The sequence below is a fragment of the Pelotalea chapellei genome, from assembly GCF_018531195.1.
Classification (GTDB): Bacteria; Desulfobacterota; Desulfuromonadia; order Geobacterales; family Pseudopelobacteraceae; genus Pelotalea; species Pelotalea chapellei.
This window is the reverse complement of the sequence record NZ_JAHDYS010000001.1, coordinates 237,547-252,386: the sequence shown is the minus strand read 5'-3', so window position 1 is coordinate 252,386 and position 14,840 is coordinate 237,547. Positions and strand designations below refer to the sequence as shown.

11 protein-coding genes and 1 tRNA gene are annotated in these 14,840 nt (G+C 49.7%); 6 read left to right on the top strand and 6 right to left on the bottom strand.

Annotated features, from left to right (window positions below):
- Positions 1-68: 68 nt before the first annotated feature.
- The 6 genes from KJB30_RS01165 to KJB30_RS01140 are packed head-to-tail and all read right to left on the bottom strand — an operon-like array spanning position 69 to position 9,057.
- Complete coding sequence (locus tag KJB30_RS01165; protein ID WP_214296085.1) at positions 69-845, bottom strand: amino acid ABC transporter ATP-binding protein; 777 nt, start codon at positions 843-845, stop codon at positions 69-71.
- Entirely contained in the window at positions 832-1,842 is a 1,011-nt protein-coding gene (locus tag KJB30_RS01160; protein WP_214296084.1) for an ABC transporter permease subunit, read from the bottom strand. Before KJB30_RS01160 ends, KJB30_RS01165 begins: the two co-directional genes overlap by 14 nt.
- Before the next feature lie 30 nt (positions 1,843-1,872).
- Entirely contained in the window at positions 1,873-2,667 is a 795-nt protein-coding gene (locus KJB30_RS01155) for an amino acid ABC transporter substrate-binding protein (protein ID WP_214296083.1), read from the bottom strand.
- Between the two features lie 50 nt (positions 2,668-2,717).
- Positions 2,718-4,046: a tRNA (N(6)-L-threonylcarbamoyladenosine(37)-C(2))-methylthiotransferase MtaB gene (gene mtaB / locus KJB30_RS01150; protein ID WP_214296082.1), complete on the bottom strand. Its 1,329-nt coding sequence runs from the start codon at positions 4,044-4,046 to the stop codon at positions 2,718-2,720.
- Positions 4,043-5,398, bottom strand: coding sequence for an MATE family efflux transporter (locus KJB30_RS01145; protein WP_214296081.1), 1,356 nt, complete (start codon positions 5,396-5,398; stop codon positions 4,043-4,045). The genes mtaB and KJB30_RS01145 overlap by 4 nt, the downstream gene beginning before the upstream one ends.
- Before the next feature lie 14 nt (positions 5,399-5,412).
- Positions 5,413-9,057: a DUF748 domain-containing protein gene (locus KJB30_RS01140; protein WP_214296080.1), complete on the bottom strand. Its 3,645-nt coding sequence runs from the start codon at positions 9,055-9,057 to the stop codon at positions 5,413-5,415.
- A 181-nt stretch (positions 9,058-9,238) separates the two neighbouring features.
- On the opposite strand from KJB30_RS01140, the gene cimA reads away from it, so the two are divergent.
- From cimA to KJB30_RS01110, 6 genes are all read left to right on the top strand, one after another.
- Complete coding sequence (gene cimA, locus KJB30_RS01135) at positions 9,239-10,807, top strand: citramalate synthase (protein WP_214296079.1); 1,569 nt, start codon at positions 9,239-9,241, stop codon at positions 10,805-10,807.
- 31 nt (positions 10,808-10,838) lie between these two features.
- Entirely contained in the window at positions 10,839-11,420 is a 582-nt protein-coding gene (locus tag KJB30_RS01130) for a ComEA family DNA-binding protein (RefSeq protein WP_214296078.1), read from the top strand.
- A gap of 415 nt (positions 11,421-11,835) precedes the next feature.
- Positions 11,836-12,558, top strand: a complete 723-nt coding sequence (gene rph, locus KJB30_RS01125; protein WP_214296077.1) for a ribonuclease PH — start codon at positions 11,836-11,838, stop codon at positions 12,556-12,558.
- Positions 12,552-13,184 carry an XTP/dITP diphosphatase gene (locus KJB30_RS01120; RefSeq protein ID WP_214296076.1) on the top strand — a complete coding sequence of 211 codons (633 nt, stop codon included), beginning with the start codon at positions 12,552-12,554 and terminating at the stop codon, positions 13,182-13,184. Before rph ends, KJB30_RS01120 begins: the two co-directional genes overlap by 7 nt.
- On the top strand, positions 13,181-14,611 hold the full coding sequence (gene rlmD, locus KJB30_RS01115) for a 23S rRNA (uracil(1939)-C(5))-methyltransferase RlmD (RefSeq protein ID WP_214296075.1): 1,431 nt from the start codon (positions 13,181-13,183) through the stop codon (positions 14,609-14,611). Before KJB30_RS01120 ends, rlmD begins: the two co-directional genes overlap by 4 nt.
- Positions 14,612-14,652: 41 nt before the next feature.
- A tRNA-Val gene (locus KJB30_RS01110) sits at positions 14,653-14,727 on the top strand.
- The last annotated feature ends 113 nt before the right edge of the window (positions 14,728-14,840 follow it).

Sequence of the window (14,840 nt, the reverse complement as noted above, 5' to 3'; positions counted from 1 at the left end):
GGTTCGTGAACAGGTAAGAAAAATGGCCAGCCGTTATTAAACCGGCTGGCCATTTGTTTTTTTACGCTTTACAAAAGTCGGTTCAGAAAACCTCTGATCCGCTCATTATCCTGGCTTTTACAGAAAAATTCCTGCGGTGTCCCCTCAGCCAGAAACCGGCCTGATTCCATGAAAATAACCCGGTCTGCGAGTTCGCGGGCAAAACCCATGTGATGAGTGACGATGAGCATGGTCATGCCTTCGTCGGCCAGGCTGTGAATGGTGTCGAATACTTCACCCACAAGCTCCGGGTCCAGCGCTGATGTCGGTTCATCGAACAGCATCAGCTTGGGGCGCATGGCCAGGGCCCGTGCGATGGCGACGCGCTGTTTCTGGCCGCCGGAGAGCGTCGCGGGGAAGACATCGCGCTTATCCGACAGGCCCACCTTGGCCAGCATGTCCACGGCAGTCTGCCGGGCCTCCTCGCGAGTTTTCTTCTGTACTGTGAGCGGCCCTTCCATAACGTTGCCCAGGACAGTCATGTGCGGAAACAGGTGGAAGTGCTGAAAGACCATGCCGATTTCGGCCCGCAGGGCGCAGATCTGATGGGGCTTGTCCAGATGGCGCTTTCCAAGGCGGGTGACGTAGCCGACCTGATGTCCCTCGAAGGTGATGGTTCCATCGTCGATCTCTTCCAGCAGGTTTATCGAGCGGAGCAGGGTTGATTTTCCCGAGCCCGAGGGACCGATGATGACCAGTTTTTCACCCGGTTGCACTTCCAGATTTATTCCATTAACCGCAGTCAGGTTTTTGAAATGCTTGGTAATGCCTGTCAGTTTCAGAAGCGGTTCTTTAGCGCTGCTCATAAATCCCTGCCCTGTATTCTATTTTTTCAAAAATGAAAGTGAAGATCGTGGTTAATACCAGGTAGATCAGGGCTGCCAGCACAAGAGCCGTAATGTTGAAGTAGGTGTTGAACAGCTGATCGGCCGAGCGCATCAGTTCGACCATGGCGATGGTTGAAACCAGTGCTGTATCCTTGATCAGAGCGATAAATTCATTGCCTATGGGAGGCATAAGGCGCTTGTAGGTCTGTGGGATGATGACGCGGCGCATTGCCTGGCCGTAGGTCATGCCGATGGCCTTGGCAGCTTCCATCTGGCCATGATCAATGCTCTGAATGGCTCCGCGGATGATCTCGCCGAGGTAGGCTGAGTAGTTCAGGCCAAGCCCGATTACGGCGGCGGTGAGCGGTGCCAGGGTTATTCCCAGTGCGGGGAGTCCATAGTAGATGAAGAACAGCTGCAGCAGCAGCGGTGTTCCGCGGAAAAACCAGATGATGAACCAGCAAAGTGCTGAAACCGGCCGAAACGTACTGATGCGTCCCAGAGCGATCAGCAGTCCGCCCAGTGGCGATATCAGCATCGTGCAGAATACCAGCAGCAGGGTCATTGTTGCGCCCTTGGCCAGTGCCGGCAGAAATCGCAGACAGTCGGCCAGAATCGTATGCCAGCGCGGTTTTTGCTGTTTTTCGAGAGCAGTGAGGAGGTTGCGGGCTTCGCTGTTGTCCGGGAACAGTTTGAGAACTTCCCTGCAGGCCTCCATCGCAGCTTCAGGAGTGCCCTGGGATGAATAAATCCTGGCTGCCTGCATACGACTGGAGACAAAGGCGCTGCCATCATCACCGGGTGCAGGTGCAGGCACCTGTTTGAGCAGTTTCAGACTGCCTTCCAGGTCGCCCTGGACCATTAGGTCACTGGACTGGCGGAAAAGTTGATCGTAATCAGTTGCAGCCAGGCTGGTGCCGGCAAAGATGCACAAAAAAAGCAGGGCCGCAGCGGCCCTGCTGATCAGATATCTCATGTTACCTTCTATTAGGAGCCTGTGGAGATCCTAGAACTTCTTGGGATTGGTGATGTCTTCGGCAAACCATTTGCGTGAGATCTTTGTCATCGTGCCGTCTTTGACCATTTTGTCCAGTGTCTGCTGTACTTTTTCACGCAGGTCCTTATCATTCTTGCGGAATGCCACGCCAAAGGGTTCCTTGCTGATCATGCCCGGCAGAATCCTGAATTTGCCGGGGCGCTTGGCGATCATGTCGCGGCCGGTAACATTGTCAACTACAACCACCTCGATACGTCCGGCTTCCAGATCAAGCAGAGCCTTGGGATAATCTTCATATTCTTTCAGTTCTGTCGGCGCGCTGCCAAGTTTTTTGACTGCCTCCAGACCGGAAGATCCTTTCTGGGTGCCTGCCTTGTAATTTTTAAGATCTTTGAGTCCTTTGAATCGCTTGTCCTTGAAGTTGACGATGGCGATCTGTCCATCCATGATGTAGGGCTTGGTGAAAGCGACTTCTTTGGCTCGCTCCTCGGTAATGGTCATCCCGTTCCAGATGCAATCAAACTTTCCGGCGTTGAGGGAATGTATGACGCCAGCCCAAGCGGTTGGCTGCCACTCGATCTTTATGCCCAGACGTTTGCCAACTTCTTCGGCAGCATCGATGTCGAATCCGACAAGTTTCCCATCAGCCTGACGGTAACCCATCGGCGGGAAGGAATCGTCAAGCCCGATGCCAAGCTTGCCCTCTTTCTTGACACGGTCCCATGAACCGTCGCCGGCAAAGGCGGTTACAGCAGCAGAAACGGAGAGCAGGATGCAGGCACACAGTAGCAGGAATTTCCTCATATTTGATCTCCTCAACAAAAAATTAAAAACCACGGGATTATTCCAGAATCTCATTTGAGCGTCAAGCACGATGATTGTTCTAGGTCCTGCGCGTCCGGTAACCGATCGCAAAACGCTCCCCCTTTGCTGGTTGTCTTTACAAGCACCCTGCAGAGGGTGTTGAGATCGGTAGCAGAGCCTGCAAATTCGGCCTGGATATAGTTGTTGGAAATTCCTTTTACTGTTCCAGTGGTTTCATCATGTTTTTGAACCAGAACAGTAAGTTCTGTGGCAATGGATTTTTCAAGAAAATCTGTTTTCTTTTTCTCTGCGATAGCCCTGAGTCGGGCGGCACGATAGCTGATCACCGCAGGCGGAACATGATTAGGCATCTCGGCGGCACGGGTTTTAGGACGCTTGGAGTAAGGGAAGACATGCAGGTCCGCGAAAGGAAGCGACTCGATAAAGCGGCAGGTAGTCTCGAACTCTTCTTCTGTTTCTCCAGGAAAACCGGCGATTACATCAGTGCCGATAAAAGCATGAGGCATGCTGACGGTGATTTTTTCAATCAGGTCCCGAAAAAAGGCAGTGCTGTAGGGGCGCCCCATTCTTTTCAGGATGCTGTCATTGCCGCTTTGAAGCGGTATGTGAAAGTGGTCGCAGACTTGGGGTGATGATTGGTATAGGCTGAGCAGCTCGGCGCTGAATTCATTGGGATCAACTGAACCTATGCGAAGGCGCAGAATATCCGTCTCGGAAACAATTCGTCGGATCAGACTTTCCAGTGAAGGGCGACGTTCCAGATCCAGCCCATAGGCTCCTAAATGGATGCCGGTTAATACCACTTCTTTGAAACCGGCTGCGGTGAGACGTCTGATTCCTTCAAGTACCTCATCTTCCGCCACGCTGCGGCTTCTTCCCCGGGCAAAGGGGACGATGCAGTAGGCACAGAAGGTGTTGCAGCCGTTCTGGACCTGCAGAAACGCACGGGTGTGCTCGGCAAAGCTGGTCAGCTTCAGTGGGCTGAATGTTTCTTCGGCCGCACTATCTGCCACCTGATTGGTATCTGCTCCGGAGAGCAGGGTTGCATCCAGCTTTTCGCTATTGCCCAGCACCACATCCACCTCGGGCATGTTGGAAAGTTCATCCGGCGATACCTGGGCATAGCAGCCGGTGGCAACGATACGGGCCTCGGGGTTAAGTCGCCGGGCGCGTCGGATAAGTCTGCGGGTTTCGCTATCCGTACGTGCTGTTACCGTACAGGAGTTGACGACGTAAATATCGGCTGATTCGGTGAAGGGGACAATGCAGTAGCCTGCGGTTGTGAACTGCTCTGAAATGGCGGCTGATTCGAACTGGTTGGTTTTGCACCCCAGAGTGGCAATGGCAACTTTTTTCATACTACAAAAATATCCTTTTCGAGCTTGTTGAGGATGATGGTTACATACAGGACTACAATCAGGGCAGCGGACCATGTCACAGCGAAGATACCCCACCAGACGCCGATAATGCCCCAATTGAAGACGCTTGTCAGCAGGTAGAAAACAGCCGCGGGCGCAAGAATCTGGCGGTACAGCCCGATCCAGAGAGCAAAGACAGGGCGCTGGATTCCCTGCATGGCAGAAACACAGATGTACAGTAGTACATAGGCGGGTAAAACGAAAGCTTCGATCTTCAGGAACCGAACGCCGGCAGATATAACCGCCGGGTCGCTGGAGAAGAAGGACATCAACTGGGGAGTAAAGAGCAGTGCGATGCAGGTGCCAAATGAGGCGAGTGTAAAGCCGTAACGCAGGGAGATGCCTAGTGTCTCCCGGATGCGCCGCATGTGCCCTGCTCCGAAATTTTGCGCCGTGAGTGCCAGCGTAGAGACATTCAGCCCCATGACCGGCAGCAGGGCAACCTGTTCTATTCGTGTGCCGATGCCGTATGCGGCAACAGCGTCTTTGCCATACCTGCCGACAAACCAGGTGATGATGAAGATGCCCAGGCTGACGGTCATCATGTTCAGGGCTGAGGGAAATCCCTGCCTTCCAAGTTCCAGGTAATGATGACGACGCGGCAGCAGCTCATGGAGCCGGAAAGAACCGATGATTCCGGAGTTTGCAAGGTACCTGAAAAGGTAAAAGTTGCCCAGGCACTGAATGACAACAGTTGCCAGAGCCACACCCGGCAGGCCGAGGGGGGGCAGTCCCAGTCCCCCGTACATGAACCAGGGATCAAGTGCCATGTTCAGAAAGAAACCGGTGATGAGAAAGTTGCGATAGGTAGCGGTGTTGCCATGGGAATTGAGAATGGCGCTCATCACGAAATTGAACATGAAAAAAGGAGCGCCGCTAAAGATGACACCCATGTAGCTTACGGCCAAAGCCAGGTATTCTCCCTCGGCACCCATGAACTGGAAGATGTGCGGCCCGGCCGCATGACCGGCAATAACCAGAAGAATGGCATTAACCAGCGCGAAGGAGAGGGCTTGCAGGATGTACTGGCGAGCTTCTTCATGGTCTCCGCGACCTAGCGCATTGCCGATCAGGGCGGTGGCGCCAGTCGAGACGCCGGCGCCTATTGATAAAACGATGAAAAACACGGGAAAACAGAGAGACATGGCCGCAAGGGCAGTGGTGGAAAGTTTTGCCCCATACCAGGTGTCCACCACGTTGAACATGGTGTTGAAAAAAAAGCCGGTGCCTGCCGGTATGGCTAGTCGCCGGATGAGTACCGGTATGGGTGCGGTGGTAAGATCAAAAGTCATTTAAAAGGTGTCTTTTAGGCAATGATGTTCAATTCAACGCGACTTCGGTTTTCACCACCTTTTTCCGGAGCCTTGTATATATCAGTTTTTTTAAGAAAAATGCGTGCAGCAGCTACATTTCCTTTTTTAACCAGATAATCCATGACTGCCATGGCACGTTCACTGGCTAGCGCCTGAAGCTCGGTTTCGCCGACGTGGGTATTGGCGATTATCAGCTTTCGCATTTCATCATCGGGCAGACTCTTGACCAATCCCAGGACGTTACGTGGTTTTGCAAAGTTTTCCTTTTTGTAGACCGCCTTCAGGTAGGTGGAGGCCTCTTCAGGGCTCACTTTGGTGTTTTCCGCAGTTTCTCCCTCAGCAAGTTTCTGATCTTTGGCCTTGGCCAGAAATTTTTCATTTCTTATTTTGCGGTTAAGCAGTTCAACTCGATATCCTTCAGCATCCTTTTCCCGCTCTACAAATCCTTTTAGTTCTATCTTGAGCGCGGGTCGGTCGGAAAGCGCTTTTGCGAGAGCAACAAGTTTTGTCTCTTCCTGTGGCGGCAGAACACTTGAACCGGGTTGGAACTGAACTGTACTCAAGTCAGTTCCTCCACCGAACATGGATGACAGCAAAGAAAAAGGAGAGGTTGCCGCCTTGATTATCAGATTTTTGAAAACCTGGAACACAAGGCGCCAGATACTGAATGTGGGGTCATCGGTACGCCCGGTAACAGGTACGTCAAGATGAATTTCACCCTTGCGGTCCTTGAGCAGCGCCAGGGCCAGTCGTACAGGCAGACTGGTGGCCTTTTTACTTTCCACCTTGTTGCCGAACGTGAACTGGTCGATGAAGATCCTGTTCGTCGAGTTAAGCACTTTTTTCTCGATGTGGTATTTCAAATCAAGAAAGAGTTTCCCTTTTTCAACAGCATATCCGAGGTAGGTGCCTGAATAGGGAGTTATCGGAGAAAGCTCTATGTCACGGAAAGCGATCTTCAAATCCACAAAAAGATCATCTCGCAACGGGTTGATTGAGCCGGTAATCTGAAGGGGCGAGTGGTTTTCCAGGTTGCCTCGCAGGTCCACGTCGGCAAGCTTGGTCTCCTCCGAAGAAAGTCCACTGATCCTGCCCCCAAGATTGAAAAAAGTCGTGGCAAACTGCTGGCTCAGGTGGTCGTCTGTAAAAGCCACTGTACCGTCCTGAATAGTAACGGCGTCGATGGTGACCTGTCTCTTTACTGCGGCAGGGGGGGGCGGAACGGTTGAAGGCGCTTTCCCTGTTTCGGAAACTGCTGCTGCCGAAACCTTTGGTCCGGTACTCGCCTCGGTCTCTGTCTCAGGTTTCTCAACCAGGTTCTGCAGGTTGAGGGTTCCATCCTTGCGGATGATGATGCGTGAATAAACGCCGTTCAGGGCGATTTGGTGAATCGCCAGGTTAAACGGCTCCAGATTTCCTTTGAAGGAATCCAGCTGCAGGCTTTCCCACTTGAGAAGGTCTTCCTCTGCAATGGTATCAATGCTATGGAAGGCACGCACCCCTGAATGCCCCTCGAATGAACCGACCGGTTTGCCATCTCGTAGAGCAACGTCCAGTTTGAGTGAAGTGTCGAGAAACCCGCCGATAACAAAGACTTTGAGATTAGCCGGATAATAATCCTCGAAGTCGCGGATTGGCAGCTGACTTACGCTGAAATCCCCTTTGTAACGGAAAGGAAGGGGTGTGAGTTGGCCGGCAGCCTTGATCGGGCTCTTTTTTCCGAAGATAGAGGAAAAGCGCAGCTGTGCCGGAGTGAATCGTGGGCCGTTCAGATTCGAAAGGGTGAGGTTTGTGTTACGTAAATTGAACTTGGGCGAGCCTGATCGGCTTTTGTCCGTAAAAGTCAGATTGAGCTTATCCACCTGGACATGCTTCAGCTGATAGGAGAAAGCTGATGTGCCCTGATTTCCTTTACCGGCTACAGAAGCTTTTGCCGGAGCGGATGGTGCCGTTTTTATGCTCGGTACCGTGCCCGTTGCGGTGGATTTGCCCTGGTGCAGAAGTGAGAGAGGTGACAATGATCCGTCATTCTCACGTGATAATGAAATATCACCTTTGGAAATCCTGATTTCATCAACCATCAGATTGTTCTTCTTCTGATCAAAGGCCGTTCCATCTATGGAAAGCAAAGCCAGGTCCAGTCCTTCCTTCTGGCCGTAACGCGTTGAGAGGTTCTTTACTTTAACGCTGCCGTTGTGGACTTTAAGTCCATTCTTTTGGTCATACTCCATGTCACCTGAGAGATCCAACCCACCTTTGACAGGTGCAGTTAGCAAGTTTGCCAGATACGGCCAGCCTTTTTTTAGTTCGAATCCTATCAGCTCGGATGAGCTTTTAACGGCTAGCGGAGAAGAGGTAAAGCTGCCGTCAGAATAGAAGGTAGCTTCATCATCGATCATCAACGAGAGATCGTACTTAGCTGGAGAACCCGCGGCTGTGGTGAAGTCGTTTAAGGAAAGATCAATTTCGGAAAGAGAAGTTTTGAAGCCGCCTTTGGGGACTGCATCGTTAAAATGAATCTGACCATTTCTGAAATCCAGGGAGTTTACGGTAACAAGCGGGTTTACGTCTTTTCCAGTACTCTTTTTGACATCAGCAGACTTTGCAGTGGAAGTGCCCGGTTTTTTGGGTATAAGTGATTCATACATCCACTTGCCTTGTCTACTCCTGCTGGCAAAAAGTTCGAAGCCATCGAGTGCTATTTTTTCTATTTCAAACTTCCTGGCAAATACTTCCAATGTGGATGCTTTGATGTAAAACATCGGTAGTTTTAAAAGAGGCGCACCGTCACGAAGATCGACAGCAAGATTTTCCGACTTAACCTGGCCCTTGAGGACAAGTTCAGGCTTTTTGTCGGTAGAGATGCGATAGCTGATATCAGTAGTAACCGACAGAGTACCCGAGGCCAGATCTGCAGGAGGTTTCTGGGGTAGATAGGCCGCAAGTTGAGGAAGATTGAGGTCTTTGAGGTTGACAGTGACCGCTGTCTCCATGGTTTTTGAAAGAGGCTTAAGCTTTCCCGCAAAGGAGAAGGGTGCACCATTGATTACGGCGGAAAGTTTAGGGTCAATGTATTTATCCACGAGGTACGGAATGTTGCTGATAAAGGGAACAGACAGATCAAACTGGCGAACCGTGTGTTTGGGTTTCCCTGCAACTGCCTGATCATCGAAATCAAGCGCTCCATTTCTGATGGTTATATTGTTAATTGAAAACTGTGATTGGGTCTCTTTAGCCGGTTTCGGTTTTTTTGCGGCGTTTACCCGCTCAATGATATCGGTGAAGTTGTACAGGTTAGGTGCGTTTCTGACTATTTTCAGGGAGGGTGCATCGATGGTCACTTCAGATAGAATCAAGGCTCTACGGTAGAGCGATGCCAGACTAAGCGAAGCGCGCAGAGACCCGATTGAAACAAAGGGTCCACCCTCCTTGGCCTCAATTTCAAGACCTCGGATAGTAACTCCCAGTGTAAAAGGATTTATGGACACAGCTTCGATGCGGCTCGTTCGTCCTGTTGTCTGCTGGATGGTCGAGACGGTCTTGTTTCTGACGAGAACGGGTAAAATGGCAACCATGAAAAAGAGCAGACATAGAGTAATCCCTGCTGCAGCAACGGCAAATTTCTTTCTTCTGGACATGGCTGTCTCGTTTCAGTAAGTAGTTTTTTCGGGCGATTCTACTACATACTGTCTGGTGCGTGTATGATTTTTTACTCCGTTCCTGCCTGGGTGAAATCTGTACTTTTTGTTGAAAATTAGCCCCAAAACATATACAAATGGAAATCTTTAATATTAAGCAGAACTGTACTGGGAGGTAGGGATGAGCCTTGTAAAATTGTATGATACCACATTACGCGACGGTACCCAGGCAGAGGACGTTTCATTTCTGCTCGAGGATAAGATAAGAATCGCCCACCGTTTGGATGAACTGGGAATCCACTATATCGAAGGAGGCTGGCCAGGGAGTAATCCAAAAGATGTCGCCTTCTTCAAGGATATCAAAAAAGAGAAGCTATCTCAGGCCAAGATTGCAGCTTTTGGTTCAACCCGGCGGGCCAAGGTCACCCCTGACAAGGATAACAATATTAAAACTCTGGTCGCTGCCGAACCGGATGCGATAACAATTTTCGGTAAGACCTGGGATTTCCATGTGCATGAGGCACTGCGTATTTCTCTAGAAGAAAACCTGGAGCTGATATTCGACTCGCTGGAATATTTGAAGAAGAATGCTCCCGAAGTTTTCTACGATGCTGAACATTTCTTCGATGGTTACAAGGCCAACCCCGAGTATGCGCTTAAGACCCTCAAGGCAGCTGAACAGGCACAGGCTGATTGCATCATTCTCTGTGACACCAACGGCGGCACTATGCCGTTTGAGGTGGCTGAAATCATTAAAACTGTCAAAAAGCATATCAAGACCCCTCTTGGAATCCACACACATAATGATGGAGATTGTGCGGTAGCCAACTCCCTGATCGCTGTCGAGCAGGGAATTGTTCAGGTGCAGGGCACCATTAACGGTTTTGGTGAACGTTGCGGCAATGCCAATCTTTGCTCGATTGTTCCTGCCTTGAAGGCCAAGATGAAGCGGGATTGCATTTCTGATGAGCAGATGCGGCATTTGCGTGATGTATCCCGTTTTGTCTACGAGTTGGCAAATATCTCACCCAACAAGCACCAGGCTTATGTTGGAAACTCCGCCTTTGCCCACAAAGGTGGTGTCCATGTCAGCGCTATTCAGCGTCACCCGGAAACCTACGAGCACATGAGGCCAGAACTGGTCGGTAACTGTACCAGAGTGCTGATTTCCGACCTGTCGGGTCGTTCCAACATCCTTGCCAAGGCCGAGGAATTCAACATCAACCTTGATAGTAAAGATCCCGTAACACTAGAAATTCTTGATAACATTAAAGAGATGGAAAATAGGGGTTATCAATTCGAAGGTGCTGAGGCTTCCTTTGAGCTGCTGATGAAAAAGGCCCTTGGCAGCCATCGCAAACACTTCCAGGTGCTCGGTTTCCGAGTGATTGATGAAAAGCGTGGCGAAGACAAAAGGCCTTCGGCCGAGGCAACAATCATGGTCAAAGTCGGGGGTAAAGTTGAGCATACTGCCGCAGAGGGTTCCGGGCCTGTTAATGCGCTTGATAATGCAATCCGCAAGGCACTGGAAAAATTCTACCCCAAGCTCAAAGAGGTCAAGTTGCTGGACTACAAGGTCCGTGTGCTACCTGCCGGGCAGGGGACTGCTTCCTCCATACGGGTGCTTATCGAATCCGGAGACAAGCATAACCGCTGGGGCACCGTCGGAGTCTCCGACAATATTATCGATGCTTCTTATCAGGCGCTGATTGACAGCATTGATTACAAGCTTCACAAATCTGAAGAATAGCCGATCAACTCCACAATGAGGGGCACGAATCATGAGCTACCCGGTATCGCTCAGGTCTAAGCTCTTTAGGCGTCTGCCTCTTGTGTTGATCGCTCTTCTGTATGTTGTTTCTGTACAAACCAAAAGCCGTCCGAACAGATCCATATCTGTAACGACGGCTTTTCCAGTAATCTCTGCTTCTCATAAAATAATCAGCATACGTGGTGATGTACTTCGTCCTGGCATCTATAATATTTCCGACAAATTATTGACGATAGACGCCATTCAAATGGCGCTTCCTGTTGCCACTATAACATCATGGTCCCCCAAGGGCATTGAAACGACCAAACCCACTGCAGGACATGAATTCTTTGTTTCGATCAACTCCAGTAAAGAAGCAGTTTTGCAGGTCAAGTCCCTTCCAGTTTCACAGAGGATCCTACTTGGGATTCAGCTGGACATAAACACGCTGAAATTTGAAGATTTTGTTAGTTTGCCCGGAATAGGACCTGCTCTGGCTGAAGAAATTATTACATTTCGTCAACAGAATGGCGGTTTTATGAAGGTACATGATCTATTATCGGTAGATGGAATAGGTGAGAAAAGATATCAGCAATTAAAAAAATACTTTTAAGCTCTTGATTTAGTGAAAATAATTATTTTGGTGGTATACTTCACCAGGTTCGTAGAGTTGTCTTGGCACGGTTGCTGATATATCCCCTTTACTAGTAGACAACGAGTACATTAAAGGGGAGGGTAGTTATGCAATGTCCACGCTGCAGGGGTCGTATGTTCGCCGAGAAGTTCTATGATTTCGTTCGCTCTTTTGACGCTTGGAAATGCACCTGTTGTGGAGAACTGCTCGATTCCACCATACTTGTAAACAGGGCGCTCAGTAACAACACACATTTGGGCTAAAGAGCCCCATACATATTGTGAAAAAAAAGGGAAACCCGTTTTGGGTTTCCCTTTTTGTTTGACAGTAATTTATTGAAAGGATATTGAACACATTCTTTAAAATCAAAGAATGACATAGCCTGGAGCCATAAATGGTACGAAATGATGGAAGAAATGCGCGGTCGCTGCGTCCGGTAAAAATTACGCGGAATTTTACAAAGCATGCAGAGGGTTCGGTGCTGGTTGAATTTGGCGGCACTCGAGTGATCTGTACGGCTTCAATTGAAGAATCAGTACCTCCTTTCCTGAGGGGTAGAGGTACCGGTTGGGTGACAGCTGAATACTCAATGTTGCCGCGGGCCACCCACACCCGTTCCTCGCGGGAAGCTGCCAAAGGAAAACAGAGCGGCCGCACTTTGGAGATTCAGCGCCTGATTGGCCGATCTTTGCGTGCTGTTACTGATATGGCCGCTTTGGGCGAACGTAGTGTTTATATAGATTGTGACGTTATACAGGCAGATGGTGGTACCAGGACAGCATCGATCACTGGTGCGTATGTTGCGCTGGTTGATGCTTTGACTTCCCTGGTAACCCGTGGTCTTCTGGCAGCTGTTCCCCTCAAAGAGGCGGTTGCGGCGGTCAGTGTTGGTATTGTTAGCGGATCTGCACTTCTGGATCTGGATTATAGTGAAGACTCTGATGCTGAAGTGGACATGAACTTTGTCATGACCTCCAGCAACAGATTTGTCGAGGTTCAGGGAACGGCTGAAGCGGAACCTTTTTCATCCGAAGAAATGGATGCTATGCGCGCTTTGGCTATGGATGGCATTAATCAATTATTTGTTGTCCAAGAAGAGGCACTCAAGCAATGTTGAAGCTTGTTGTTGCTACCCGCAATCGAGGAAAAATTAAAGAAATTCAGTCATTTTTGGCCGGCACTGTTGATAAAATCTTTTGTGCTGCCGATTTCGAAAATTTTCCTGAAACAATTGAGGATGGTGAGACTTTCGATCATAATTCTCTTAAAAAAGCACGTGAAGCCATGGAATATACAGGTTTTTCTGCTCTTGCTGACGATTCAGGTCTTGTTGTTGGTGCGCTTGGGGGGCGTCCGGGTGTATATTCGGCTCGTTTCGCAGGTGACGGAGCAGATGATGAAGCAAATAACCGCAGGTTGCTAAAAGAATTGGAAGGTGTTCCACAGGAGCAGCGTAAAGCCGCCTTTGTCTGCTCTCTTGCGTATGTTGCGGCTGACGGCACCGAGCGCTTATTTACTGGCCGAATAGATGGGCGTATTCTTGAAGCAGCACAGGGTAGCGGTGGTTTTGGATATGATCCGTTTTTCCTGGTGGAAGGTATCGGGCAAACCATGGCAGAACTTGCCGTGACAGAGAAGAACCGTATTAGCCATCGAGGACAGGCTTTGAGGCAGTTTCGTGAATACCTGGAGTCACAACATCAATTGTCGGCGTCACTAAAAATACAATCGGATATAAGATGAAGAAAAAAGATTCCCGTCGCAAACAATCTGCACCAACATCGCGTGAAGAGGGTCCCACGTTGGCGCGTAAGTCCATCCTTGATGTGGAAATATCCGGTCTTGACGAAGAGGGATATGGCATATCGTGCAGTGAAACACATGCCTTGCGTATAGCCGGGGGGATGCCTGGAGACAAGGTCAGAGTTGGCATTGATCATGTTGCTCAGCGGATTGCTTTTGGTCACATCAAAAAAATCCTCGAAGTTTCTCCGGTGCGGAGCAAGCGTCCGCCATGTACAAAGAATGCCCTTTGTTTAGGATGTCCGTTGATTTCCATGAAGTACCGTTTCCAGACGGAATGGAAACAGAATCATATAGCTCTTCAGCTTCGTCAGTACAGAGAACTGGAAGGAATCACTCTTCACCCGCTGCTTTCACCGCTGCGCCTGATTCACTATCGTACGACAGCCCGGCTTGTCATAGCTGGAAAACATTCCGAGCCTTACATCGGTATTTTCCGCCGTTCGTCCCATGATGTCTTTGACCTGACTGATTGTCCAATCCACCATCCCTTGGTGAACCGTGTTGTCGAAGTGGTGCGTAAAGGTATCACAAAGCTGAAGGTTCCCGTTTACAACCCAAGGAGCAAGATGGGGCTGCTGCGGTATCTGGTCGTTAGGGTTTCGGAGCACGAGAACAAGGCAATGGTGGTCTTTGTGACCGCTGAACGCTCCTTTAATGAGATTCATCATTTGGGTAAATTTGTACGAGCGGAGTTGCCGGAAGTCGAGGTTGTCGCCCAGAATGTCAATAGTTCCGAAGGGAACGTAATTATGGGGCCTACAGATCATTTTCTTACACCTAAACATCACCTGACAGAGCGGATTGGCAATGTGGCGCTGATGATATCCCCCCGTTCCTTTTTTCAGGTAAATAGGGATGGTGCCAGGTTGATATATGATAAAGTCCGCGAGTGGTCATGTCTGACAGGTCGGGAGACAGTGCTTGATCTGTACTGTGGGATCGGTGGAATAGCTCTTTCTTTAGCCTCAGATGCTGCAAAGGTAATCGGCATCGAGGTGGTTGATGCTGCGGTGGCTGATGCTCAAAAAAATGCACGGCTAAATGGTATCTCAAATTGTACATTTGAGGCTGGCGATGCAGGTGATTTGCTCGAAGATATCGCTTCTGACGGTGAAGATGTGGATGTCGTGGTTTTGAATCCTCCACGCAAAGGTTGTGATGAACTCGTTTTGCGTCGAGTGACTGCTCTTAAGCCGGGAATTTTAATTTATGTGTCCTGCTCACCTCAAACGTTGGCACGTGACATCAGTTTGCTTAAAATATTGGGATATACCTGTAAAGAGCTGCAACCGGTAGATATGTTCCCTCAGACAATGCATGTGGAAACTGTAGCCAGATTCGAGCAAACTGATAAAACCACTTGACAACACTTAATGCTGCTGATATTACTCTTTTGCTTTAATGCAGGCGCGTAGCTCAGGGGGAGAGCGCTACCTTGACACGGTAGAAGTCGGCGGTTCGAGACCGCCCGCGCCTACCATTAAAGAAAAGTGGTGTCAGGGCATCGAAAGCTTCGATGCCTTTTCTGTTTCGGCAGCTTGGGTAGCAGGTAGCTAGTTGGTGAATTAAGTGTTGATGAATCAGGGGCTCCCA

Excerpts from the sequence above, each read along its gene's own strand:
- KJB30_RS01165 (WP_214296085.1), bottom strand. The coding sequence starts at position 845 with ATGAGCAGCGCTAAAGAACCGCTTCTGAAACTGACAGGCATTACCAAG.
- KJB30_RS01160 (WP_214296084.1), bottom strand. The coding sequence starts at position 1,842 with ATGAGATATCTGATCAGCAGGGCCGCTGCGGCCCTGCTTTTTTTGTGC.
- KJB30_RS01155 (WP_214296083.1), bottom strand. The coding sequence starts at position 2,667 with ATGAGGAAATTCCTGCTACTGTGTGCCTGCATCCTGCTCTCCGTTTCT.
- mtaB (WP_214296082.1), bottom strand. The coding sequence starts at position 4,046 with ATGAAAAAAGTTGCCATTGCCACTCTGGGGTGCAAAACCAACCAGTTC.
- KJB30_RS01145 (WP_214296081.1), bottom strand. The coding sequence starts at position 5,398 with ATGACTTTTGATCTTACCACCGCACCCATACCGGTACTCATCCGGCGA.
- KJB30_RS01140 (WP_214296080.1), bottom strand. The coding sequence starts at position 9,057 with ATGTCCAGAAGAAAGAAATTTGCCGTTGCTGCAGCAGGGATTACTCTA.
- cimA (WP_214296079.1), top strand. The coding sequence starts at position 9,239 with ATGAGCCTTGTAAAATTGTATGATACCACATTACGCGACGGTACCCAG.
- KJB30_RS01130 (WP_214296078.1), top strand. The coding sequence starts at position 10,839 with ATGAGCTACCCGGTATCGCTCAGGTCTAAGCTCTTTAGGCGTCTGCCT.
- rph (WP_214296077.1), top strand. The coding sequence starts at position 11,836 with ATGGTACGAAATGATGGAAGAAATGCGCGGTCGCTGCGTCCGGTAAAA.
- KJB30_RS01120 (WP_214296076.1), top strand. The coding sequence starts at position 12,552 with ATGTTGAAGCTTGTTGTTGCTACCCGCAATCGAGGAAAAATTAAAGAA.
- rlmD (WP_214296075.1), top strand. The coding sequence starts at position 13,181 with ATGAAGAAAAAAGATTCCCGTCGCAAACAATCTGCACCAACATCGCGT.